This is a genomic window from Sphingobium xanthum (assembly GCF_019737615.1).
Taxonomy (GTDB): domain Bacteria; phylum Pseudomonadota; class Alphaproteobacteria; order Sphingomonadales; family Sphingomonadaceae; genus Sphingobium; species Sphingobium xanthum.
Map to the genome: position 1 here is coordinate 155,118 of NZ_JAHKKS010000001.1, position 23,617 is coordinate 178,734.

The 23,617-nt window shown below is 65.2% G+C and carries 21 protein-coding genes and 1 tRNA gene; 6 read left to right on the forward strand and 16 right to left on the reverse strand.

The window, feature by feature from the left end; genetic code table 11:
• Positions 1 to 92: 92 nt before the first annotated feature.
• Genes KM135_RS00790 through KM135_RS00800 form a run of 3 tightly spaced genes read left to right on the forward strand, consistent with a single transcriptional unit; the run spans position 93 to position 2,513 of the window.
• On the forward strand, positions 93 to 1,496 hold the full coding sequence (locus KM135_RS00790) for an NAD(P)H-dependent flavin oxidoreductase (RefSeq protein WP_221711998.1): 1,404 nt from the start codon (positions 93 to 95) through the stop codon (positions 1,494 to 1,496).
• 8 nt (positions 1,497 to 1,504) lie between these two features.
• Positions 1,505 to 1,705: a DUF2093 domain-containing protein gene (locus tag KM135_RS00795; protein ID WP_221712500.1), complete on the forward strand. Its 201-nt coding sequence runs from the start codon at positions 1,505 to 1,507 to the stop codon at positions 1,703 to 1,705.
• A gap of 4 nt (positions 1,706 to 1,709) precedes the next feature.
• A complete protein-coding gene (locus tag KM135_RS00800) occupies positions 1,710 to 2,513 on the forward strand; it encodes a hypothetical protein (RefSeq protein ID WP_221711999.1) in 804 nt (267 codons plus the stop codon).
• 144 nt (positions 2,514 to 2,657) lie between these two features.
• Here the strand turns inward: KM135_RS00800 and KM135_RS00805 are convergent, their stop codons facing one another.
• The 7 genes from KM135_RS00805 to KM135_RS00835 all read right to left on the reverse strand — a co-directional run bounded on the left by KM135_RS00805 (position 2,658) and on the right by KM135_RS00835 (position 10,761).
• Positions 2,658 to 3,926, reverse strand: coding sequence for an alginate export family protein (locus tag KM135_RS00805; RefSeq protein ID WP_221712000.1), 1,269 nt, complete (start codon positions 3,924 to 3,926; stop codon positions 2,658 to 2,660).
• Positions 3,927 to 4,020: 94 nt separating this feature from the next.
• Positions 4,021 to 4,824: an ABC transporter ATP-binding protein gene (locus KM135_RS00810; RefSeq protein ID WP_221712001.1), complete on the reverse strand. Its 804-nt coding sequence runs from the start codon at positions 4,822 to 4,824 to the stop codon at positions 4,021 to 4,023.
• A 16-nt stretch (positions 4,825 to 4,840) separates the two neighbouring features.
• Positions 4,841 to 5,791, reverse strand: a complete 951-nt coding sequence (gene ntrB / locus KM135_RS00815) for a nitrate ABC transporter permease (RefSeq protein ID WP_221712002.1) — start codon at positions 5,789 to 5,791, stop codon at positions 4,841 to 4,843.
• Between the two features lie 13 nt (positions 5,792 to 5,804).
• Complete coding sequence (locus tag KM135_RS00820; protein WP_221712003.1) at positions 5,805 to 7,085, reverse strand: CmpA/NrtA family ABC transporter substrate-binding protein; 1,281 nt, start codon at positions 7,083 to 7,085, stop codon at positions 5,805 to 5,807.
• 421 nt (positions 7,086 to 7,506) lie between these two features.
• Positions 7,507 to 8,403, reverse strand: coding sequence for a glycosyltransferase family 2 protein (locus KM135_RS00825; protein ID WP_221712004.1), 897 nt, complete (start codon positions 8,401 to 8,403; stop codon positions 7,507 to 7,509).
• A gap of 1 nt (position 8,404) precedes the next feature.
• The gene (locus KM135_RS00830; protein WP_221712005.1) at positions 8,405 to 9,709 is read right to left on the reverse strand and encodes an ammonium transporter; all 1,305 of its coding nucleotides are present in this window, start codon (positions 9,707 to 9,709) and stop codon (positions 8,405 to 8,407) included.
• Positions 9,710 to 9,762: 53 nt separating this feature from the next.
• Entirely contained in the window at positions 9,763 to 10,761 is a 999-nt protein-coding gene (locus KM135_RS00835; RefSeq protein ID WP_221712006.1) for a 2-hydroxyacid dehydrogenase, read from the reverse strand.
• A 140-nt stretch (positions 10,762 to 10,901) separates the two neighbouring features.
• Here KM135_RS00835 and KM135_RS00840 point away from each other — a divergent pair, with 140 nt between their 5' ends.
• Positions 10,902 to 11,378 (forward strand): SH3 domain-containing protein, encoded by a 477-nt coding sequence (locus tag KM135_RS00840; RefSeq protein ID WP_221712007.1) that lies wholly within the window; start codon positions 10,902 to 10,904, stop codon positions 11,376 to 11,378.
• Between the two features lie 119 nt (positions 11,379 to 11,497).
• On the forward strand, positions 11,498 to 12,331 hold the full coding sequence (locus tag KM135_RS00845) for a helix-turn-helix domain-containing protein (RefSeq protein ID WP_221712008.1): 834 nt from the start codon (positions 11,498 to 11,500) through the stop codon (positions 12,329 to 12,331).
• Positions 12,332 to 12,382: 51 nt separating this feature from the next.
• On the opposite strand, the gene KM135_RS00850 is transcribed toward KM135_RS00845, so the two are convergent.
• The 6 genes from KM135_RS00850 to zwf are packed head-to-tail and all read right to left on the reverse strand — an operon-like array spanning position 12,383 to position 17,912.
• Positions 12,383 to 12,724, reverse strand: a complete 342-nt coding sequence (locus KM135_RS00850; protein WP_221712009.1) for a type II toxin-antitoxin system HicB family antitoxin — start codon at positions 12,722 to 12,724, stop codon at positions 12,383 to 12,385.
• Positions 12,708 to 12,965, reverse strand: a complete 258-nt coding sequence (locus KM135_RS00855; RefSeq protein WP_221712010.1) for a type II toxin-antitoxin system HicA family toxin — start codon at positions 12,963 to 12,965, stop codon at positions 12,708 to 12,710. Before KM135_RS00855 ends, KM135_RS00850 begins: the two co-directional genes overlap by 17 nt.
• A gap of 59 nt (positions 12,966 to 13,024) precedes the next feature.
• Positions 13,025 to 13,636, reverse strand: coding sequence for a bifunctional 4-hydroxy-2-oxoglutarate aldolase/2-dehydro-3-deoxy-phosphogluconate aldolase (gene eda, locus KM135_RS00860; RefSeq protein ID WP_221712011.1), 612 nt, complete (start codon positions 13,634 to 13,636; stop codon positions 13,025 to 13,027).
• A 2-nt stretch (positions 13,637 to 13,638) separates the two neighbouring features.
• Entirely contained in the window at positions 13,639 to 14,610 is a 972-nt protein-coding gene (glk, locus tag KM135_RS00865) for a glucokinase (RefSeq protein WP_221712012.1), read from the reverse strand.
• Positions 14,611 to 14,623: 13 nt separating this feature from the next.
• Complete coding sequence (edd, locus tag KM135_RS00870; protein ID WP_221712013.1) at positions 14,624 to 16,453, reverse strand: phosphogluconate dehydratase; 1,830 nt, start codon at positions 16,451 to 16,453, stop codon at positions 14,624 to 14,626.
• Positions 16,446 to 17,912: a glucose-6-phosphate dehydrogenase gene (gene zwf, locus KM135_RS00875; protein WP_221712501.1), complete on the reverse strand. Its 1,467-nt coding sequence runs from the start codon at positions 17,910 to 17,912 to the stop codon at positions 16,446 to 16,448. Before zwf ends, edd begins: the two co-directional genes overlap by 8 nt.
• A 161-nt stretch (positions 17,913 to 18,073) precedes the next feature.
• Here zwf and KM135_RS00880 point away from each other — a divergent pair.
• Positions 18,074 to 18,157 (forward strand) — tRNA-Leu (locus tag KM135_RS00880).
• A gap of 149 nt (positions 18,158 to 18,306) precedes the next feature.
• Here the strand turns inward: KM135_RS00880 and KM135_RS00885 are convergent.
• From KM135_RS00885 to KM135_RS00895, 3 genes are all read right to left on the reverse strand, one after another.
• Positions 18,307 to 19,419, reverse strand: a complete 1,113-nt coding sequence (locus KM135_RS00885; RefSeq protein WP_221712014.1) for an NAD(P)-dependent alcohol dehydrogenase — start codon at positions 19,417 to 19,419, stop codon at positions 18,307 to 18,309.
• 16 nt (positions 19,420 to 19,435) lie between these two features.
• Positions 19,436 to 20,848, reverse strand: coding sequence for an aldehyde dehydrogenase family protein (locus KM135_RS00890; RefSeq protein ID WP_221712015.1), 1,413 nt, complete (start codon positions 20,846 to 20,848; stop codon positions 19,436 to 19,438).
• A 104-nt stretch (positions 20,849 to 20,952) separates the two neighbouring features.
• Positions 20,953 to 23,565: a TonB-dependent receptor gene (locus tag KM135_RS00895; protein ID WP_221712016.1), complete on the reverse strand. Its 2,613-nt coding sequence runs from the start codon at positions 23,563 to 23,565 to the stop codon at positions 20,953 to 20,955.
• Between the last annotated feature and the right edge of the window lie 52 nt (positions 23,566 to 23,617).

Consider the following 23,617-nt stretch of genomic DNA (forward strand, 5'->3'; position numbering starts at 1 on the left):
TTTACGCACGAATTTGACAAAAATCCTGCTATGGGGCGCAACTCGCGCCGAGCTGGAGAAGCCGCGCGAGGGGCGCGACTAAGGAGTTACCATTGTTCAAGGGCTTGAAGCCGATCGTCTATGGCGGTCGCGAGGTGTGGCCGATCATTGAGGGCGGCAAGGGCGTTGCAGTCTCCAACCATGCCAGCTCGGGCGCCTGGGCAGCCGCTGGCGGCATCGGCACCGTCTCCGCCGTCAATGCCGACAGTTATGACGCGGATGGCAACGTCATCCCGCAGATCTACCATGGCCGCACGCGCGGCCTGCGCCATGAGGAACTCGTCGCCTATGCGATCGAGGGCGCGGTCCAGCAGGTGAAGAAGGCGTTCGAGATCGCCGGGGGCAAGGGTGCGATCAACATCAACGTGCTCTGGGAAATGGGCGGCGCGCAGCGCGTCCTCCAGGGCGTGCTGGAGCGCACCAAGGGCATGGTCGCGGGCGTCACCTGTGGCGCCGGCATGCCCTACAAGCTCAGCGAGATCGCCGCCGAGCACAACGTCAACTACCTGCCCATCGTCAGCTCCGGCCGCGCCTTCCGTGCGCTCTGGAAACGCGCCTATCACAAGGCGGCGGAATGGCTGGCGGCGGTGGTCTATGAGGATCCCTGGCTGGCGGGCGGCCATAACGGCCTCTCCAATGCGGAAGACCCGACCAAGCCGGAAGATCCCTATCCCCGCGTCAAGGCGCTGCGCGACACGATGCGCGAAGGCGGCATCAGCGACGACGTGCCGATCATCATGGCCGGCGGCGTCTGGTATCTGCGCGACTGGGACCACTGGATCGACAATCCCGAGCTCGGCGCCATCGCTTTCCAGTTCGGCACGCGCCCGCTGCTGACCAAGGAAAGCCCGATCCCCGACGACTGGAAAGCCAAGCTGACCACGCTCAACGAGGGTGACATCCTGCTGCATCGCTTCTCGCCGACCGGCTTCTACAGCTCGGCGATCCGCAATCCCTTCCTGCGCGAGCTCGAAGCACGCTCCGAGCGGCAGATTGCCTTCTCTATGGAAGAAGCGGGCGACCATACGCACCAGCTCGACGTCGGCATCAAGGGCCGCAATTATTGGGTGACGCGCAACGACTTGCTGCGTGCCCGCGAATGGGTGCTGCAGGGCTATACCAGCGCGCTCAAGACGCCCGACAACACGCTCGTTTTCGTCACCGACGAGGACCGCGGCGAGATCCGCAAGGATCAGGCCGACTGCATGGGCTGCCTCTCGCACTGCGGTTTCTCGTCGTGGAAGGACCATGACGATTTCTCGACCGGCCGCCTCGCCGATCCGCGCAGCTTCTGCATCCAGAAGTCATTGCAGGAAGCCGTGCATGGCGGCGATCTCGACAAGAACCTCCTCTTTGCCGGCCACGGTGCCTATCGCTTCAAGCAGGACCCCTTCTATTCGAACGGGTTCGTGCCGACCGTGAAGCAGCTCGTGGACCGTATCCTGACCGGGGACTGAGAGACGTGATGCGCGCACCAGACATGCCGGGCCTCGCCATCCTGCGTTATCGCGCGGCGGACTATCAGGTCATCCGTCCCGGCCGCTTCGTCATCTGCGCGGTCAGCGGCGTGGAAATTCCGCTCAGCGAACTGGCCTACTGGAGCGCCGACCGGCAGGAAGCCTATCGCAGCGCCATCGAGTCGACGAAAGCGCTGCTGACCCAATAAGATCATGCCCCGGATGATGCGCTTCCTGCTGACTGCCGGTCTTGCGGCGACCTGCGCCATCGGCGCATCGGCCCAGTTGCAGATCAATGGATCGGGCCAGCCCACCGTCAATGCCTGGGACGCGCTGACCGACGCCTATGCCAAGACCGTGAAGGTCGAGGGCTGCACGGACGGCGACTGCTCGATCGAGGGGCTGGTGCTGGACAATCAGGCGGGCGGCGCCTGTCTTGACAATGTGCTGGTCACCGATCGCTACGGCTTCGATGGCCGGGATGTCGCCGCTGCCGAAGTCGCGCTCAAGATCGATGCGGATGCACTGGCCGCGACGCGCTATTATCGCGCGATCGTGCTGTTTCCGAGGAAGGGCGTTCAGCGCCTGTGCGTGCGCAGCACGATGCAGGCGAGCGGCATGCGCTTCACCGTGTCGCTTGACCGGCCGCAAGATGCCGATCAGCTGACGCAGATGGCGCGCATCTCGACCTCGGCGAACCTTTCCGCGACCGAGCTGCGCCTGTCGCCGCTGACGACACCGCGCCGGCGGATGACCATGACGCCTGAGCTGTCGGGGCGGCTGGCGCGATCCCTGTTCATCAGCGCGAGCCGGTTTCCGGTCAGTGTCAGCATCCAGTCCGACGGGCCGAGCCTGCCGATCATCTGGGGTGACCAATCGATCGGCGTCACGAACCGGATGCTCGCGATCCCCGCTACCGCCCTGCGCGAGATTCAGGTGACGAAGAACGGCGCGGCCATGCCCATCAAGAACTGCGCCGGGTCGGTGGACGACACGAGGCTGACAATCCGCTGCTGAGCGTGCTCGCGCGCGGCGCGGGCGGGCATGCACGGAAGCATTGGAGAGGGGGAGTCCAAGGCCCCCTCTCCAACTTCGTCCGGTCACCGGAGCGACCGGACTCCTCCTCCCGGGGGAAGAGGGGGCGCGAATTCCCCCTGTTTCCTAGAGTGCGTATTCGAGCTGTGCCCAGAACTTCTTCGTGTCGGCGTCACCCGCGAAGCTGGCGATGCCCTGGCGCTGATAGTCGGCATATTTGAGGAGCAGCGTCATGCGCTTGTCGAGCTTGAGCGACAGCTGGGCGTTATACTCGTCGCCATAGTGGATCGAGTTGCGGTCGCTGTCGTAGCGATGAAACGAAACGCTCGCGGCGAGCGGCCCCATCTTGCCGACCTTGGGCAAGGTGTAGGTGATGCCCGCATAATAGTCCTGAATGCCGGTCGCGGGCGTGGCCAGGAACTTGTCCGCCCAGCCATTGAACTTGTGCAGCGTGGCGAAGGGCGTCTGGAAGGCATAGCCGCCCGCGATGCCGGTCACCGTCGCGTCCGAGCCGAGCAGCTCGTAGCCGCCGGTGAGCTTGACCTTGCCGACGTCGAGCGCGAGCTCGGCCGCGCCGTAGTCCGCGGTGTAGTTGACCGGATTGTTGCTGGCATCGGACTGGTTCGCGTAGCTCGCCATGTAGCTCAGCTTCACTGTCTTGCTGAACGCCTTGCTGCCGGCGAAGCGCAGGCCATAGGTCTGACTGGAGTTGCGCTGGAGCGCCACCACCGGCTCGTCCTGATCGACCAGATAGGCGAAGGCAGTCAGCGTGCCGATCTTGGTCGTGTAGGCGGCGGTCGCGAAGACATTGTCGCCCTCGATCCGGGTCGGGCGATTGGCCGCGCCGAACTTGCCGCCGTCGATCCCCCAGATGGTGTTCGCGGCGATGGCGTAGGTCACGTCGATCTTGAGATTCTTGACCGCCATGATCTCGATGCGCGCGGCATCGAAGGTCTGCTCGTTCTGGCGCCAGCCGACCGAGCCGACGAAGCGCTGGTCGTCCAGATTGATGCGCTGTCGGCCGACGGTCACCACCAGCGGCTTGGTGCGATACTGGACCTGAATGCGGTTCAGCTCGACATTGTCCGGATCGGCGATGATCGGCAGCGTCGTCTTGCCGTTGACGCCGCTGTTATATTTTTTGCCGATCGCCAGTGTCCCCTCGGTCTCCGCGAGGAACGCGAACGGCCCGGAGGACAGCTCGCCGCCGGCCCGCAGGCGCACAGTGCTGGCGTTCGCATCATTGGTCTTGGTGATCGGTGCCGGCCCGTCCTGTTCGACGGTCTCGTAGCGCAGCCGCGCCTCGACGATCGGCTTGAACTTGATGTCCTGGGCTGCCGCCTGTGTCGCGACGGCGATGATCGATGCCCCCAGCATCATGGAAATTGCACGCATGGTTCCCCCTATTGCTCCCTTTGGCTTTTCGCCTTCCAGGGCATCCTCTCGGTTTCGAATTGATGGATGGAGCGGCCGGTGCGGCCGCGCCGGTTCAGGCGGCGAGCACCGTCGGATTGCGGTAGCGCTCGTGCAGGAAGTGGATCACGGCATGGCGCGCGGAGGCATAGTCCGCCGTGTCGATCGCCTCGAGCCGGTTGCGCGGGCGCGCCAGCGTCACTGCCAGATCCTCGCCGATGCGCGCGGCCGGGCCATTGGTCATCATGACGACGCGATCGGCCAGCAGCACGGCCTCGTCCACATCGTGCGTAATCATCAGCACGGTGTTGTTGAGCTGCGCCTGGAGGCCCATCACCACGTCCTGAAGCGCGGCGCGGGTCAGCGCGTCGAGCGCGCCGAACGGTTCGTCCATCAGGAGGACGCGCGGGCTCATGGCGATTGCGCGGGCGATGCCGACGCGCTGCTTCATGCCGCCGGAAAGCTCGCCCGGGCGCTTGGCCGCAGCATGGGCCATCTGCACCAGCTCCAGATTGTGCATCACCCAGTCGCGGCGCTCGGCCTTGCTCTTGTCCCTGGCGGTCTTGTCGACGGCGAGGCGGACATTTTCCTCGACCGTGAGCCAGGGGAGCAGGCTGTGATCCTGGAAGACCACGGCGCGGTCCGGCCCCGGCGCATCGATGACCTCGTCGTTCAGGAAGATGACTCCGCGTGTCGGCTTGACGAGGCCCGCGACTGCATTGAGCAAGGTGGACTTGCCGCAACCGGAATGGCCGATGAGCGCCACGAACTGGCCCTTCTCGATCGACAGATCGATGCTGTCGAGCGCGCAGAACGGGCCGGCCTTGGTCGCGAACTCGACGGTGATGCCTTCGAGCGCGAGATAGCTTCGCTGCTTCATGGAATTGTCTCCTTTCTCAGCCGTTGCGGGCGACGAGGCGGCCGATGAGCCCGACCAGGCGGTCCAGCGCGAGGCCAACCATGCCGATCCACACGAGCGAGACGATCGTGTCGGTCAGGAGCGAGCTGTTGTAGCTGTCCCAGATGAAGAAGCCGACGCCCGTGCCGCCCTGCACCATCTCGGCGGCGACAATGGCGAGCCAGCTCATGCCGACGCCGATGCGCAGGCCGGTGAACATATGCGGCACGGTGGCGGGCAGCATCACACGCAGGAAATATTCGTGCGGCCGCAGCGCGAGCACCTTGGCGACGTTGCGATAGGCCTGCGGGATCGTCTGGACGCCGACGGCCGTGTTAAGGATGATCGGCCAGATCGCCGTGATGAAGATGAGGAAGATGGCCGACGGCTGCGCCTGCTGGAAGATGGCGAGACTGAGCGGCAGCCAGGCCAGCGGCGGCACCGTGCGCAGGAGCTGGAACAACGGATCGAGCGCGCGGAACGCAATGACGCTCTGACCGATCAGGATGCCCAGCGCCACGCCGATCACTGCGGCGATACTATAGCCGATGAGCACGCGGCCGAGGCTGGTGAGTACCTGCCCGGCAATGCCGACATCGCCGGATTCCGGGATGCTGAGCCCGGTTGCGCTGAACTCGACGCCCTTGAACGGGTGCAATATCACTTCGTTGCTTTCTTCCCAGACCTTCAACGGACTCGGGAAGGTCGCATCGGGCGAGCTGCATGCGAGCTGCCACATCATGAGCAGCACCGCGAGCATCAGAACCGTGGGCAGAACCGAGGCGGCAACGTTCCGGGCCTTGGCGATTACGGGGTGCGTTGCTTTCATCGGCGGAAAGAATCGGCGGGCGATGGCCTCTTGCGGATAGGGCACGATGATCCCCGTCTTGGCGGCGGGGGCACCGACCGCGGGCGCCACCTTTGCTTCTGCGAGATTGGACTGGCTCATGATCTGGCTCCGGTCAGACGCGCTTGATGCCGAGGCTGGCGAGATAGGCCTTGGGGTTGGCCGGGTTGAACAGCTTGCCGTCGAAGAACTTCTCGACGCCGCGGCTGTCGCCCGCCGGACCCTTGCCGCCCAGGGCAGCGGCCGCCTTGCGCCAGATGTCCGATCGGTTGACCCTGGCGATGAGCTGGTTGGTGTTCAGCGACATGGGCAGCTTGCCCCAGCGCTGGTTCTCCGTGAGGAACCACAGGTCGTGGCTCTTGTAAGGGAAGGACGCATAGCCGTTGAAGAACTTCATCTTGAACGGCGCGTTGGGATATTTGCGCCCGTCGCCCATGTTGAAGTTACCGGCCAGACGGTCCTGAATGTCGGTGACTGGGACCTTGAACCAGTCCCGTCCACCGATGATCGTTGCCATCTTGGCCAGATTGGCAGGATTTTCGCACCAGCGTTGCGCTTCCAGAACGGCCGCTGCGATCGCCACGGCGGCACGCGGATTTTTTGTCACCCAATCGGTGCGGATGGCGAAACTCTTTTCGGGATGGTTCGTCCACATCTGACCTGTCGAGACAGCGCTGTAGCCGAGCCCCTGGGCTACCAGCTGGTCGTTCCAGGGCTCGCCGACGCAGAAGGCGTCCATCGTGTCCGCCTTCATGTTCGCGACCATCTGCGGCGGCGGGATGGTGATGAGCTCGATATCCTTGTCCGGGTCGATGCCGCCGGCTGCCAGCCAATATCGAATCCAGAGGTCATGGGTGCCTCCGGGGAAGGTCATGGCCATGGTGATCTTCTTGCCTGCCGCTCTGCGCTGGGCGATCACGGTTTTCATTTTGCCCGCGTCGAGATCGACCTTCGCGCCGAGATACTCCTTCGAAACGGAGATGCCCTGGCCATTGACATTGAGGCGTGCCAGGATGCTCATCGGCGTCGCCTTGCCGATCGTGCCGAGCGTCAGGAAATAGGGCATAGGCGTCAAGATGTGCGCTCCGTCAATGCCGCCCGCACTGCTGCCGAGGACAATATTGTCGCGCGTCGCTCCCCAACTCGCCTGCTTCAGCACTTCGACATCGGGCAGGCCGTGCTTGGCAAAGATGCCAAGCTCCTTGGCGATGATCAGCGGCGCGGAGTCCGTCAGCGCGATGAAGCCGAGTTTGGCACCCTTGACTTCCGGTCCCGCACCGGCGGCGTGAACGCCCGACGGAAAAGCTTGCTGCGTTGCAGCAACAACGGCCGCCGCGCCGCTCAGCTTGATGAGGCCGCGCCTGCTGACGCCGTCCGGATGATCCCCTTGAGTCACTTGTTGCTCCCTTTCCCGATGCATATCCGGCGCCACGAAGGACACGCGGACTCCCCCCGCGCCGGCTCATGTCCAGCGCGCAAAATTCCTTCCGGGAAACGCGCTGTGCGCGGCCTCCCGGTCTCAAAAAGCCAATAAAAAAGCCGCCAAGACGAAGGTCGGAAGACCTGTCTGGGCGGCGTCCTTGCCATCTCGGTCCTGAAGGACCGATCCGATCCCAACCGTCCTTGGCGGGATCGACTACTGCACCGAAACGATCATTCGTCTCGATGGGGTAAAGCTGTCATCGATTCGCTTTGCTGGCAAGAAGAATTTTTCGCATTGCACAATTTGCACGTGGTGAACTTCCACCAACGTGCCGTACATTCGAGCGACCGGTCACGCTGGAGATCCCTGCATAAAGGGAACCAACGTCCTGATTTCAGGACTTTGCGACGCGGTCCTGCTCGGCGTCCCGGGCCTTTGCCATGCGGCGCAGCGCAAGGCGGTCGAACAGCGCGTTGACCGGGCCGGAGCGGGGCGAGAAGGTCGGCAGCCAGTCCATGTAGAGGCTGCTCAGCCGCTCGGGCAGGCCGGAGGGGCCGGTATCACCCATGATTCTGCTGACGATGCGGCCCTGGAAATGGCGGACGGCATAGGAGATCATGCGCTTGTACTGGACGCGCAGGGTGCGCGGGCTGACGATGTTGACCGGCTCGCAATAGAAGCCAGCGGCGTCTGCATGGCCAAGGCGATTGCGGTCCCAGTTCTCGTCTTTCCGCAGGTCGGTCGCGGCCCAGGCGGCGACGAGGCCGTCGTCGCCGACCAGATCGACCGGCAGGCGATGGCCGGCCTCGCGGATCAGACGCACGAAATCGCCACGCAGCGCATAGAGGTCGCCGAACAGGCCACCGTCGCGCCGGAGCAGTGCCTGATAGTGGAGATGACTGCGGCCATTGAGCGGCATGCCGGCAATGGCGAGCGCCTTTGGCTGCTCATTGAGGGCAAGCGCCAGCGCATCGAAGGAGCCGGGCGCGATCGCCGCGTCGCCGTCCATGAAGACGATCATCTCCGGCAGCGGATCGGCAAGGATCTCGTGGACGAAGCGGTTCCAGGTGCGGGCCTTGCCGCCCGGTTGCAGTTCGTGGACCCTGAGGCTCGGATGCTTTTCCGCCACCGGCTTTGCCAGCGCTGCCGTCCGGTCGGTCGAGCCGTTGACGAGCAAGTGGAATGCGATGTCCTCACGCTCAAGCGGCAGGCTCGCGAGGCAAGCGGCGATGCGCCGTTCCTCATTATGGGCGAAGATGGCGACTGCCGCCCGCGGGGTGGGCGGCGCCATGTCAGTCGAGCTCCCAGCCGCGCTCGGCATGGCTCGCGAGATCGAGGCCCTCGCGCTCGGCATCCGCGTTCACCCGCATCGGGAGGAAGATTGAAATGACCAGCGCCAGCACGAGGGTCCAGACCGCCGACCACAAGGCGACCACGCCGACGCCGACGATCTGCGCGATCAGCTGCGCGATCATGCCGCCCTCCTCGGCATAGCCGACGCCGCCGAGCGCGGTCGAGGCGAGGGGGGCGAGCAGGATGGAGCCGAGCATGCCGCCGACGCCATGCACGGCGAAGACGTCGAGCGAATCGTCGATGCCGATGCGGTTGCGGATCAGCTGGACGGCATAGAAGCAGACGAGGCCGGCCACGACGCCGAGGCCGATAGCCCCCATCGCGCCGATCTGGCCCGCGGCCGGCGTGACCGTGGCGAGGCCGGCAATGGCGCCCGTTGCAAGGCCGACCGTCGTGGGCTTGCCGAGCTTTAGCTGTTCGAGGCCGATCCAGCAGAGCGCGGCTGCGCAGGATGCGAGATGCGTGTTCAGGATCGCGAGCGCCGCGTCGGTCGAGGCACCGAGCGCCGAGCCGCCGTTGAAGCCGAACCAGCCGACCCAGAGCATGCCCGCGCCGATGAGCGTGAGCGTGGGGCTGTGCGGCAGGATCAAGGTGTGGCCGAAACCCTGTCGCTTCCCGATCAACAGGGCGAGGACGAGGGCGGAGATACCGGCCGTCGTGTGGACGACAATGCCGCCGGCAAAGTCGAGCGTGCCAAGTTCGGCGAGCCAGCCGCCGCCCCAGACCCAGCGCGCGGCAGGGACGTACACGACCAGGGACCAGAGCAGCATGAAGGGCACCAGCCAGCCGAAGCGCACGCGCTCGACGAAGGCGCCGACGATCAGCGCCGGGGTGATGATCGCGAAGGTCATCTGGAACAGCGCGAAGGTCGGTTCGGAAATCGCGGTGCCGTCCCGCACCTCTGCGAGATTGGCGAGGCCGAGATTGACAAGCCCGCCGATCCAGCCCGATCCCGGCCCGAAGGCGAGGCTGTACCCCGCAACGGCCCAGAGCAGGGAAGCGATCGCCGCGATGGCGAAGCAGTGCATGAAGACGGAAAGCACATTCCGCGCGCGGACGAGGCCGGCATAGAAGAGCGCGAGGCCGGGCAGGGTCATCATGAGCACGAGCGCCGAGGCGGTGAGGATCCAGGCGGTGTCGCCGCTGTCGGTCGCGGCCTCCTGCGCAAAGGCGGGTGCCGAGAGCAGCCCCGCGCCAATGATCGCCGCGAGAGCTTTCGCGCCGGTCGTTCCCTTGCCAATCATTGCCCCACGCTCCCCTGCTTGCCGCTCTTTTGCCCAGCGCAGCTTCTTGTTTGTCAGACCCAGCCTTCGAGAATCTGGTCTGGCGGGCGATCGCCGCCGACCCACATGCGGATGTTCGCGATGACGCGGTCGCCAGTCGCGATCCGTCCCTCGAACGTCGCCGATCCCATATGCGGCGTCATCACCACATTAGGCAGCGCCAGCAGCCGGGGATCGATCTCCGGCTCATATTGCCAGACGTCGAGGCCGGCGCCGGCCAGCCTGCCGGCTTCCAGCGCCTCGACAAGTGCGTCCTCGTCGACGATGCCGCCGCGCGAGGCATTGATGAGATAGACATGCGGGCGCAGCAGGCCGATGCGACGGCGGTCGATCAGCTTCTCGCTGTCGGCATTGCGCGGCGTGTGGATCGTGAGAATGTCGATCCGCTCCAGCATGTCGTCGAGGGACTCGTGCCAGGTCGCCGCCAGCTGCGCTTCCAGCACGGCGGGCAGGCGGTGCCGGTTGTGATAATGGATCGAGAGGCCGAAGGCGCGGGCGCGCTGCGCGACGGCCTGACCGATGCGCCCCATGCCGACGATGCCGAGCGCCTTGCCGCCGATCCGGTGGCCCAGCATCGAGCTAGGGCTCCAGCCGGCCCATTGCCCGGAGCGGACCAGCTTCTCGCCCTCGGCGAGGCGGCGCGGGACGGAGACGATGAGCGCCATTGTCATGTCGGCCGTGTCCTCGGTCAATACGCCGGGCGTGTTGGTGACGATGATGTCGCGCACACGGGCGGCCTTGAGCGCGATGTGGTTCACGCCCGCGCCGTAATTGGCGATGAGCTGGAGCCGCTCGCCGGCGCCGGCGATGAGGTCGGCATCGATATCGTCGGTGACGGTGGGCACGAAGACGTCGCAGTCCTGCATCGCGGCCTGCAGCTCGGCGCGGCTCAGCGGGCGGTCATGTTCGTTGAAACTGGCCTCGAACAGCTCGGCCATGCGAGCCTCGACCGCGTGCGGCAGGCGCCGCGTGACGGCGACACGGGGTCGGGCGGGCCTTGGACGCCTTGGCATGGACCCGCGATTGCCCGCAGCGGCCGCAAGGTCAAGCGGCAATTGCTTGTGGACAAGTTCGCGATGCAGCCGCGTTGCGGTGGACGGCGTGCGGTGGCCATGGCATGAGCCGGACGGTGAAGAGCCGTGAGGGACGATATATGGCGCTGCGCTCCGCGCTCGTGGGACTGGCCCTGCTGCTCGTCGGAGCCGGCGGAAGCAGCGCACTCGCGCAGAAGTCGGGCAAGCCCGTGCCCTATTGGGCGTCGCTCTCCAAGGGCGATGCGCGCATGCGCGTCGGCCCCAGCCTCGATTATCCGGCCAGCTGGATCTACCAGCGGCGCGACCTGCCGGTGAAGGTGGTCGAGGTTTATGCGAGCTGGCGCAAGGTCGAGGATCCGGACGGAACGCAAGGCTGGATGCATGTGCGCCTGCTCAAGGATGAGCCGACCGCGATCGTGAAGGGCGGCATTGCCGAGATGCGCGACAAGCCGGCGGCCGATGCGCGGCTGCTGTTTCGGCTGGAGCCGGGCGTCGTTGGGCGGCTCGCGGGCTGCTCGAACGGCTGGTGCTCCTTCGACGTGAGCGGCCAGCGCGGTTATGTGTCGGCCAAGAGCCTTTGGGGCGCTTTGGAATAACGCGAAATTAGCGCTGATTTCTGCGGATTTTTTTGACGATCCCGGTGACGATGGCGCTTGCCCTGCGGTAAAGCAGATGCAAGGATGCCACCGGATAGTCAAAAACAAGGTCGCGCGGATTGCTTCTGTCTCGCAGCTATGCGCCTTCGGGCGATCTCGCTAGCTATGTCCGCCGTCACTACGTGTTTCATGCCCAATTGCCGGAAGATTTCGTCCTCATCGACAAGCTGATGTCGGAGACGGCGATCGTGCGCATCCTGCTGCAAGGCGACTGGGCGGCGCAGACAGCAGATGGCGAATGGTCGACCTTCGGCTCCATCCTGCTGATGGGCTCGAATGGCATTCCCTGGCGTGTGAGGGTGCGCGGGCCGTTCCTCGTCGTCGGCTTCGCCTTCCGGCCAAGCGGCTGGGCGGGCCTCTTCTCCGAGCCGGCACGGGACGTGGCGGATCGCGCGGCGCCGTTGCAGAAATATTGGGGCGGGCTCGGTGACCGGTTGTATCGCGACGTGGCCGCCGCCAATGACGATGACCGGATCGTCAAGGTGATCGAGGACGCGCTGCGCGAGCGGCTCGCCAAGCTGGGCGGCCCGCTGCCTTCCGGTGCCATGGCGATGTTCGAGGATATTGCGCGCAACGACAGCACGATCCAGGTGATCGAGGCGGCGCGCCAGGTCGGCATGTCGGTGCGCCAGCTCGAACGGCAATGCTATGCGACCTTCGGCCACAGCCCGAAGGTGATCCTGCGCCGCAGCCGTTTCCTCGACATGGCGCAGGCGATGCGCGGCTTCGGCGATCCGACCGCCGATCAGCTCGCGGCGTTGCGCTATTTCGACCAGAGCCATCTCAACCGCGAATTCCGCCACTTCTTCGAGCTGACGCCCGGCCAGTTCGAGAAGGCGACGACGCCGCTGTTTACGGCGGGTCTCAAGCTAAGGGCGGACGGGCTGGCTTGATATCTGGCTGTCACTCTGGCGAAAGCTGGGATGACGACAAAAGATGTCGCGCTAGCGGCTGTGCCGTCCGATGCTCTCCGCGAGCACATTGGCAACATAGGCATTGAGCGAAACGCCTTCACGCGCCGCCACGATCTTCAGTTTCTCGTGGAGCGAGCGCGGCACACGCTGGCGCCATTGACCGAGAGATGCCGGGCCGGGAATGTCTCGTCCCAACTCCTTTGCGGCGTCGAGCCACGCGACCACGGCCTGTTCAGCGTCAGCGAGCGCTTCTTCCGGCGTCTCGCCATCGCCCGTGCAGCCGGGAAGTGCGGGAACTGTCGCCAACCAGCCGCCGCCGTCCGCTTCCTTGAGCGGTTCCACCATGATCGCATATTCAGTCGTCCTGGCCATGTTCGCCGCCTTTCACCATGTCCATGAGCTTGCGGATATAAATCGGCTTGATCGGCCGTTTGGCTGGAATGGTGAGGATCGTCTCCAAACCCGGCGCCGCGATTTTCCAGTGAGAGCCACCTCCGGAGGGAGGAAGGCACGTCCATCCCAGCATGTCGCACAGCTTCCTGATATCTTCGACCGTCCAGTCGCCAGCCGGATTGCGCCGCATGGCGTTCAGAAGCTTTTCCGCCTTGCTCATGTGAATGGATACCTCATGCGGTATCAAATTTCAAGGTGAAGCGACATGGTCGCAACTGTTCAGGGCCGCAGCGCCGCCGCGTCCCTCGCCAGCGCCTCGATCTTCGCCGGATCGAGCGGACCTTTCGGTACGACCCAGCTCCCGCCGACGCAGCCGATGAACGGCTGGGCCAGCCATTCCGGCGCGGTCTCCATGGTGATGCCGCCGGTCGGGCAGAAACGCACGCCGCCGAACGGGGCGGCCAGCGCCTTGATCGCGGGGAGGCCGCCGCTCGTGGAAGCGGGGAAGAACTTGAAGCGGTCCAGACCCAGATCGAGGCCGCGCATGATGTCCGCCGCCGTCGCGATGCCGGGGAGGAAGGCCGTGCCGGAAGCGACGGCGGCCTTGCCGAGCGGTTCGGTGAGGCCGGGCGAGACGATGAACTTCGCGCCGGCTTCGAGCGCGTCGTCAAGTTGCTTGGGATTGAGCACCGTGCCTGCGCCAACGACGGCGCCGGGCACGCTCGCCATCTCGCGCATCACCTCGAGCGCGGCGGGCGTGCGCAGCGTTACCTCGAGTGCGGGAAGCCCCCCGGCGACGAGCGCCTGGGCCAGCGGGACAGCATCCTCGACCCTGTCCACGATCAGCACCGGGATCACCGGCGCGAGCGCCATCACGTCATCGACCGTCATCGTCACTCCTTGCTTTCCCGCCAGGCGGCGGCCGCCCCGTAAAGACCGATTTCCTGATGCGTGGCGAGCCGCACCGGGATCGTCTGCATCAGGGCTTCGTAGCGGCCCTTTGCCGTGAACCGGCTGTGGAAACCGCTCTCAGTCACCAGAAAATCGCGCAACCGTTGCGAAAGGCCGCCGGCCAGCACCACGGCATGCGGTCCGTGCGCAAGTGCCAGATCGCCGGCGATCGAGCCAAGCGAGAGGCAGAAGCGCTCCAGCGCGGTGCGGGCGAGGCTGTTGGTCCCATCGAGCGCCGCGCTCCAGAGATCCGCGTCGGACAGCAGCTCGATCTTTTCGTGCGTGATCCTGGCGAGCGCCCTGTAGAGATTGTTGAGGCCTGGACCCGCGACGATGCGCTCGGTCGAGACGCGGCGATAGTCCTGCCGCAGCTGATCTAGAACCTGCGCTTCGAGGCTGTCGAGCGGCGCGAAGTCGGTATGGCCGCCTTCGGTCGCGATGATGTGCGGCACGCCTTCGTCAAACGCGATCATCGCGACGCCGAGGCCGGTGCCCGGCCCCAGCACGGTAACGCCGCCATCGCGGGGAAAAGGCGTGTCCCGCCCGAAGAGCAAGGGTAGATCGGCATTGGGCAGGCGCGCCACGGCATGGGCCACGGCTTCGAAATCATTGACCAGCCGGACCTGCGCGACGCCCAGCTCCTGCGCGAGATGGGCAGGGCGGACGATCCAGCTGGAGTTGGTGAGCTTGATCGTGTCCTGCAGGATCGGCGCGGCAAAGGCGATGGAGGCCTTGTCCGGCAAGGCGCGGCCTTCGTCGCCGGCGAAGCGCTGCCAGCAGGCGGCGAGGCTCGGATAGTCGGCGACCTTGTATTTACGCACGGCGCCGAGCGTCGGCACGCCGGCCGCATCGATCGTCGCGCGGGCGAAGCGGGCATTGGTCCCGCCGATGTCGGCGGCGACGATCTCCGTCACGATTCCGGCTCCGTCACAACTCGGCGTCCATCGCTGCCAGGATCGGCGAGGCGCCGCTTTCGGCGAGATCGCTGTGGTGGCGGAACAGGGCGAAGAGTTCGCGGCCCGTGTCGAATGGCGGGGGCGGGGCGATGGCCTGCTCGCGGGCATCCCACTCGGCGGCATCGACCAGCGCCTCGAGCGTGCCCTCGACCGCGCAGACACGGACGAGATCGCCGTCGCGCAGCTTGCCGATCGGACCACCGCCGAGCGCCTCGGGCGAGAGGTGGATGGCGGCGGGCACCTTGCCGCTCGCGCCGGACATGCGGCCGTCGGTGACGAGCGCGACCTTGAAGCCCTTGTCCTGCAACACGCCGAGCGGCGGGGTGAGCTTGTGCAGCTCGGGCATGCCGTTGGCGCGGGGTCCCTGGAAGCGAACGACCACGACCACGTCGCGGTCCAGCTCGCCGGCCTTGAACGCGGCCATGACCTCGTCCTGATCGGCGAACACGCGAGCCGGCGCCTCGATGGTCCAGCGCACCGGATCGACCGCGCTGGTCTTCATGATGCAGCGGCCGAGATTGCCCGAGAGCAGCTTCATGCCACCATCGGCATTGAACGGGTTGGAGACCGGGCGCAGGATCGCGTCATTGCCCGGCGCGCTCGGCGGTTTGTCCCAGACGAGCGCGTCATTCTCCAGATTGGGCATGCGGCCATAATCGGTGAGATCGGCGCGGGCGACGGTCATGATGTCGCGGTGGAGCAGCCCGCTGTTTAGAAGTTCGGTGATGATCCAGGCCATGCCGCCGGCTGCGTGGAAGTGGTTCACGTCGTCCGGGCCATTGGGATAGACCCGCGCCAGCAGCGGCACGACCGAGCTGAGCTCGGCAAGATCGGTCCAGTCGATGACGATACCGGCCGCGCGCGCCATGGCGGGCAAATGGATGGCATGATTGGTCGAGCCGCCGGTCGCCAGCAGACCGATAGCGGCATTCACGATCGCCTTCTCATCGACGCAAGCCCCAAGGGGACGATAATCGTCGCCGTCCCAGCCGATCGCAGCGACGCGGTGAACGGCGGCGCGAGTCAGTTCGCTGCGCAGCTTCGTGCCCGGATTGACGAACGCGGCGCCGGGCATGTGCAGGCCCATCACTTCCATCATCATCTGATTGGTGTTGGCCGTGCCGTAGAACGTGCAGGTGCCCGCGCCATGATAGCTGGCGCTCTCGCTCTCCAGCAACTCCTCGCGGCCTACCTTGCCCTCGGCATAGAGCTGGCGGATGCGGACCTTCTCCTTGTTGGCGAGGCCCGATGGCATCGGCCCGGAGGGCACGAAGATGATCGGCAAGTGGCCGAAGCGCAGCGCGCCCATCAGCAGCCCCGGCACGATCTTGTCGCAGATGCCGAGCATCAGCCCGCCCTCGAACATCGCGTGGCTGAGCGCCACAGCGGTCGAAAGCGCGATGGTGTCACGGCTGAACAGCGATAGCTCCATGCCCGCGAGGCCCTGCGTCACGCCATCGCACATGGCCGGAACGCCGCCCGCCACCTGCGCCGTCGCGCCGACTTCCCGCGCGGCGATCTTGATCGCCTCGGGATAGCGGCCATAGGGCTGATGGGCCGAGAGCATATCGTTATAGGCCGTGACGATGCCGATGTTCATCGCCTTGCCGGCGCGAATGGCGGGCTTGTCCTCGCCCGATGCGGCGAAGCCATGGGCGAGATTGCCGCAGCCGAGCTGATCGCGATTGGTGCCCGCGTCGCGGCCACGCTCGATAAGGTCGAGATAGCGCAGGCGGCTACGCGCGCTGCGCTCGGTAACGCGATCGGTCACCTTGGCGATGGTCGAATGAAGCTCAGTCATACCAGCTTGCTCCGTCGCGCTCGATCAGCGCAATGCCCGCGGAAGGCCCCCAGGTGCCGGCGGCATATTGCACCGACTTCTGGTCCGAGGCCTTCCAGCCCGCCGAGATGCTGTCGATCCAGGTCCATTGCGCCTCGACCTCGTCGCGGCGCACGAACAGGGTCGTGTCGCCTTCCAGCAGATCGAGCAGCAGCCGCTCATAAGCGATGCGGCGGCGCTCGCCGGCAAAGGCATGGGCGAGGCTGACGTCCAGCCCCACTTCCTGCAGCTTCACGCCGTCGCGATCCAGCCCGGGGCGCTTGGCCATGATGCAGAGGCGGATATTCTCGTCCGGCTGCAGGCGGATGATGAGCTGGTTGGGCTCCAGCGCGCTGCCATAGCCGTTGCGGCGGAAGATTGAGTGCGTGACCGGCTTGAACTGGATCAGGATCTCGGACTGGCGATTGGGCATGCACTTGCCGGTGCGCAGATAGAAGGGCACGCCGGTCCAGCGCCAGTTGTCGAGATACGCCTTGAGCGCCACGAACGTCTCGGTGTCGCTTTCCTTGCCCAGTTCCTCGGCATAGCCGGCGATGAGCTTCCCCTTGACCGCGCCGTCGCGATATTGCCCGCGCACGCTGTGGGTGCGGACCGTCTCGGGATCCATGGGCCGCAGTGAGCGCAGCGCCTTCACCTTCTCGTCGCGCACGGAGGTCGACTCCATCCTGGCCGGCGGCTCCATCGCGATGATGGAGAGAATCTGGAGGACGTGGTTCTGCACCATGTCCTTGAGCGCGCCGACGCCGTCATAATAAGAGACGCGCCCTTCCAGCCCGACCGTCTCGGCGACAGTGATCTGGACATGATCGATGGCGCTGGAGTTCCACAATGGCTCGAACAGCCGGTTGCCGAAGCGCAGCGCCATCAGGTTCTGCACGGTCTCCTTGCCGAGATAATGATCGACGCGGAAAATCTGTTCCTCGGGGAAAAGCGCGCCGATCGCGTCGTTGACCTCTTTCGACGAGGCGAGGTCCTTGCCGATGGGCTTTTCCATGGCGATGCGCGTGCTCGGCAGCACGAGGCCGGCTCTGGCCAGGCCCTGCGCGGTCGGCGCGAAGAGCGCGGGTGGGGTCGAGAGATAGACCGCGATGGGACCGTCGCTGAAGGCGGTCGCACGGGCGGCGAGCGCCGCAAACTGGCTATCGTCGCCCGCAGCCACCGCCGCATAGACGATCATCTCGAGAAAGGTCGCGACCCTGGCGTCGTCGAGCAACTCGGCCTGCGCATAGGTCGCGAGCGCCTCGGCTATGGTGGCGCGGAAGGCCGCATCGTCCATCTCCGTGCGACCAGAGGCGAGGATATGGAAGGGCGAGGGCAAGAGGCCATCGCACATCAGGTGATAGAGCGACGGGAACAGCATCCGGTGCGCCAGGTCGCCCGTGGCGCCGAACAGGATCAATGTCGCGGATTTCTCGGGCAAGACGGCCCCTTTCATGGCGGATCGTCCGTGTTCGGACTGAGGCGCGGGCACATTACAACCGTGCCGTTTTTGTGCAACCGCACAATGGCCTTGCGACGCGATGGGCCCTTGGCTCTGGACGCCGCCCGGCGTGCCGCCTATGGGCGGGAGCAGTCACCGGCGCGGATGTGGCGAAATGGTAGACGCAGCGGACTCAAAATCCGCCGTAGCAATACATGTCGGTTCGAGTCCGACCATCCGCACCAGGCTTTCCTCAAATCCCAGGCAGTAGACGGGCCGGACAACCGGTCGTCGTCCTTCGGCTTTTTCTCAGTCGCGGATTTCTTGAGGCCATGACGCGAGGGGAGCTCGCGAAGATGCAGCGAGCGTCAATGCCCGGTGCGAGCAAATCCCATCAGGGCATTCGAACGATCGGCTTGATTACCCGGCCCGTTTCGCCTTGCTCGATGGCATGGGCAATGTCCGAGAAATCGAAATAGCGCACGAGCCGATCGAACGGAAAACGACCGGCGCGATAGAGATCGACGAGCTCCGGGATGAAGCGCTGCGGATCGGCGCCGCCCTCGACCACGCCGCGCACCACTCGTCCGCCGCTCATCAGGAAGCTTGCCTCCGGCTCGATGCTGAAACCCGGCGGATAGGCGCCCACCAGTGCCAGGACGCCGCGTGAGCCGAGCGCTTTGACGGCGCCGGTGCATATTGCCGGAATGCCGGTGGTGTCGATCACATAGTCGAAGCCGCTCAGGCAACCGGCCGCTCGCGCATGATCGAGCGGGCTTGCCGTATCGGCCTGAAAGCCGTGTGTCGCGCCCAACTCGCGCGCGAGGGCCACCCGGTCCATGTTGAGATCGAGCGCGACGATCGTGGCACAGCCCGCAATCTTGGCAGCCATGATCGCCGACAGGCCGACCGCGCCGGTGCCGATGACGGCCAGGCTGCTGCCGGGCCGCGGTTTCAGCACATTGAGCACCGTGCCCGCCCCGGTCTGAATGCCGCAACCCAGCGGTCCAAGCAGCTCGAGCGGCAGATCGCTTGCCACCTTTATGCAATTGCGGGCGCGCACCAGCGCATGGGTGGCGAACGAGGACTGGCCGAAGATGTGGCTGTGAACCGGCTGGCCCGCCTGGTCGGCAAGAGCAGTGGTGCCGTCCGCACGTCCTCCGCCGAAGTTCAGCGGGAACCAGTGGTGGCAATATGCAGGCTCCTGATCGTCGCAGGACGGGCAATGCCCGCAGCTGTCGAAGCTGAGCACGACATGGTCGCCCACGGCGAGGCCCGTAACGCCGACGCCGACCTTCGCGACGACGCCCGATCCTTCATGTCCGAGCACCACGGGCTGAGGGATGGGCAGGTGGCCGTCCCGCATCACCATATCGGTATGGCACACGCCGACCGCCCGGACCGCGACGAGCACTTCGCCCTCGCGCGGATCGTCGATCGTCAATGTCTCGATGACCGGTGGCGCGCCGACCGCGCGCTGCACGGCTGCCTGAACCTGCGTTGCCATGATTGCCCCTCTCCGATCAGGCCAGTTCGACCGCGTTGATGATGTGCGCCTGGGTATATTCGTGGAGACCGGCCTCGCCGAGTTCACCGCCCAGGCCGGACTGCTTGGAGCCGCGGAACGGGATATTGGGATCGATGGCGAGATGCTGGTTGATCCAGACGGTGCCGGTGTCGATGCGCTTCGCGATCTCGGTCGCCTTCGCGACGTCGTTGCCCCAGATCGTGCCGCCCAGGCCGAACTCGCTATCATTGGCGCGGGCGATGACATCGTCGATGTCGTCATATTTGAGCACCGGCAGAACCGGACCGAACTGCTCTTCACGGACCAGCGGCGCGTCGTCCGGCAGATCGCGCACGATCGTGGGCGGAATGAAATAGCCTTCGCGGTCGAGCACTTCGCCGCCCGCGATGATCTTGCCGCGCGTGCGGGCATCCTCGATGAGGCCGCGCACCTTGTCGAACTGCGCCTTGTTCTGGATCGGACCCACCGTGGTACCCTGCTTGGCGCCGTCATCGACAATGGCCTCGTTGGCGAGCCTGGCGATTTCCTCGCAGAAATCGTCATACATGGCGCTGGGCACATAGGCGCGCTTCACCGCGACGCAGATCTGGCCGGCATTGGTCATGGCGCCGGCATAGACCTTCCCGGCGACCAGCTTGGGATCGACATCGTCCAGCACGATGGCCGCGTCGTTGCCGCCGAGTTCCAGGGTCACGCGCTTCACCATGGCGGCGGCCGAGGCCATCACCTTCTTGCCGGTCGCGGTGGAGCCGGTGAAAGCGATCTTGGCGACATCGGGATGGGCAGTGAGTACCGCGCCGAGATCATTCTCGTCGCAGATGATATTGACGACGCCGGCGGGCAGATGCGCGCGGCACAGTTCGCCGAAAAGCAATGTGGTGAGCGGCGTGGTCGGTGCGGGTTTCAGCACCATGGTGTTGCCCGAGATGAGCGCCGGCCCGAGCTTGTTCATGAGCAGAACGAGCGGGAAATTCCATGGCGTGATCGCCGCGACGACGCCGAGCGGCGTGCGATGCTCGATCACGAGATTGCCGGCCGCCGTGCGCAGGGTTTTCGGCTCGAGACGCATGCCGGCGAAGGCACGCAGCACATAGGTGCAGCCGATCACCTCGCCCATGGCCTGATCGAACGGCTTGCCTTGCTCGGTCGTCAGCAAGCTGGCGAATTCGCTCGCACGCACCTCGAGATCCGCCGCGATCGCCTCGATACTCGCCGCGCGTTGCTCGACCGGTAGCGCGGACCAGGCCGGGAACGCCGCTTTGGCGGCCGCGACGGCAGCGTCGAGCAGCGTCTCATCGGCTTTCGGGCACCGTGCGAAAGCCTGTCCCGTGGCCGGATTGATCACCTCGAAACTGCTGGTGCCGGCGGAGAACGCGCCATTGATCAGCATGCGGAAAGTATCGGACATAACGTCTCCTTGAGCCACGGGTCGATCCGCCCGGGAAAAAGGTCGCGGTTTCCCGGGAAGAGAAGGAAACCGCGACAAGGTTCACGCAAGCAGTCGGATTGCAGTCAGAATTTGAAGCCGAAGCGCGCGTACCACTCGCGCGGCCGGTTGTAGGTGCCGAAGAGTACACCGGCGGCAAGGTTCGAGCCGCCGCTGGTCAGGAAGCGTTCGTCGGTAAGGTTGGTCGCTCCAACCGTCAGCGACCAATGGTCGTCCGGCTCATTATAGGTCAGGCTGGCGTTGACGATGTCGTTCGCGGGACGAAGCAGGGCAGACGTCCGTGCGATATCGTTCCAGACCTCCGTGCTATGCGTCCAGTCGGCGAGCATGACGATCGAGCCGCCATTGCCCAGCTTTGCTTCATAGCGCGGCCCGAGATTGAACTTCCATTCCGCTGTCTTCGGGAGCGGCGCGCCGACGAAGATTCCGGCCTGAATGCCCGGGATGGTGCCGGCATTGACCAAGGCGGCAGGGGCGATTTGCGTATAGTGCGCGTCGATATAGCCGAGCGAACCGTTGATGGTCAGCCCATCCAGGGGCGCCGCGACCACTTCCAGCTCGAAGCCCTTGATCCGCGCGCTGCCGGCATTGTCGATGGTGGGCGACGTGCCGATCTGGATGTTGAGCTGCAGGCCGTCGTAATCGGTGGTGAATGCCGCCGCATTGATCTGGAGCCGCCGGTCGAGCAGCGTCGATTTGACGCCGACTTCCCAGGTCGTCGCTTTCTCTTCTTCGAAATCGGGCGCGACATTGCCTTGCGGGTTGGTGAGGCGGGTGGTCCAGCCGCCGGTCTTGTAGCCCTTCGACCACGAGCCGTAGACCATGACATCCTCGCTCGGATGCAGCTGTATGCCGACCTTCGGCGAGAAATTGTCGAAGACCTTGCGATTGACGCCGGGCACGTAGACCCGTGTCGGCTGGGTCGGATCGGGGAAGGACAGGGCCGCGAAGCAAGGCGGTCCGCCAGCCGCGACCGGCGGCGCGAGCGGGAAGTCTCCCATTGGCCTGATGTTGCCATTGGCGTCGGCACAACCGAACAGCTTGTAGTTGAAGCCATTCAGGTCCTGCTGGCCGCCCTCGAATTCCTTGCGCTCATGGGTATAGCGCCCGCCCATCGTGATGCCGATCAACTCGGTCGGACGGAAATCCAGCTGACCGAAGAAGGCGTAGTTTTCGGTGTCGAACTTGTTGGGCCCATCGACCTGCAGCAGGCCTTCGGAGAAGATGACGTAATCGTGCAGATCGCCCTTCTCCTTGAAGTAATAGCCACCCAGCACATAGTTGAGCTTGCCGTCGAACGCCTGGCCGAGCAGCTGCAGTTCCTGGCTCAGCTGCCACTGGTTCTGCTCGAAGCTCAGTTCCAGCATGGTGAGCGGCGATCCGTCCAGGTCGCTGCCCGACTTCCACTTGGTTTCGCGATAGGCGGTGATCGACTTGATGGTGAGATCGTCGGTCACCTCTGCCTGCACCGTCCCACCCAGGCCCCAGGCGGTCAGCTTTGTAAAGCTCTGGCCGGTCGCGTAGCTCTGGTCGGGATCGGAGAGGACATAGCGCGAGTCCCAGGGCAGCCGGTCGTTCAACGCATTGCCATCGACATTCGCGCTGGCGAAGCTGCTGACCAGCCGGTTCGCCAGATATTGCGTGCCGCGCGCGCCGCAGAGCGCCTGGGCATTGCGTGCGGCAATCTCGGATGCCGTGGCGCCGATGCAGAAATTGTAGAGACCGGAGAACAGGAAGCCCGTCGTGCCGGTTGGATCGAATGCCGTGCCCGGCAGCGAGGCGGAACCGGCGAAGTTGCCGGGCAGGTTCAGCGAGGCCAGCAGTTTCGTCGCCTGCGCCGAGCTGTCCTGGCGCGTATAGTCGCCGGTGAACGTTGCCGTGATCGCGCCGCCATTGTCCCATTTGAGCTTGCCGCGCAGGCTGACGCTGTTGTCGCCGCCCTCGCGCGAGGCGCTGTCATAATCGGCCTGGTTGAAGCTGGTGATCGGGTCGGAATTGCTGGCGCGCTGATCGCCGAACGGGATGCGCTTGAGGAAGCCACGGCGGTTGGTCGTCGCGAACGTGACCGAGGAGAACAGCGTGTCCGTCAGCGGCACGTCGATCGTGCCGCGCACCTTCACCAGATTGTAGCTGCCGACCGTCACGTCACCGCTCGCGCGGAAATCCTTGCCCGGATCGTGCGTCACGATGGAAATAGCGCCGCCGATGGTATTGCGGCCGAACAGGGTGCCTTGCGGCCCCTTGAGCACCTCGATGCGCTCTACATCGGGAAGGTCCTGGTTCGCGCCGACCGTGCGGGCGAGATAGATGCCGTCCAGATAAATGCCGACGCCCGGATCAATGTTGAAGGCGAAATCGTCGGAACCGATACCGCGGATCGTCGCCGACAGGACCGCAGAAGAGCCTGAGAAGGGCGTGCCGCCATCGAGATTGACGTTCGGTGCCAGAGAAGACAGTGATGCGACCGACGTGACCGCGCGCTCCTTGAGCGCCGTCGAGGTGAATGCAGAGATGGCGATCGGCACGTCCTGCACGTTCTCTGCCCGCTTCTGGGCGGTGACGACGATCTCTTCAATGCCGCCGCCTGCCTCTTCCTGCGGCGGAGCATCCTGTGCCCAGACCGGCGCTGCCGTCAGGGCAACGATCGCCAACGTGGAACTCGTCAGTATGCGCTTCATGATTCCTCCCCCCGGACACTCCAGGATTTTGGAGCCTCCTAAAGGGGGGGAG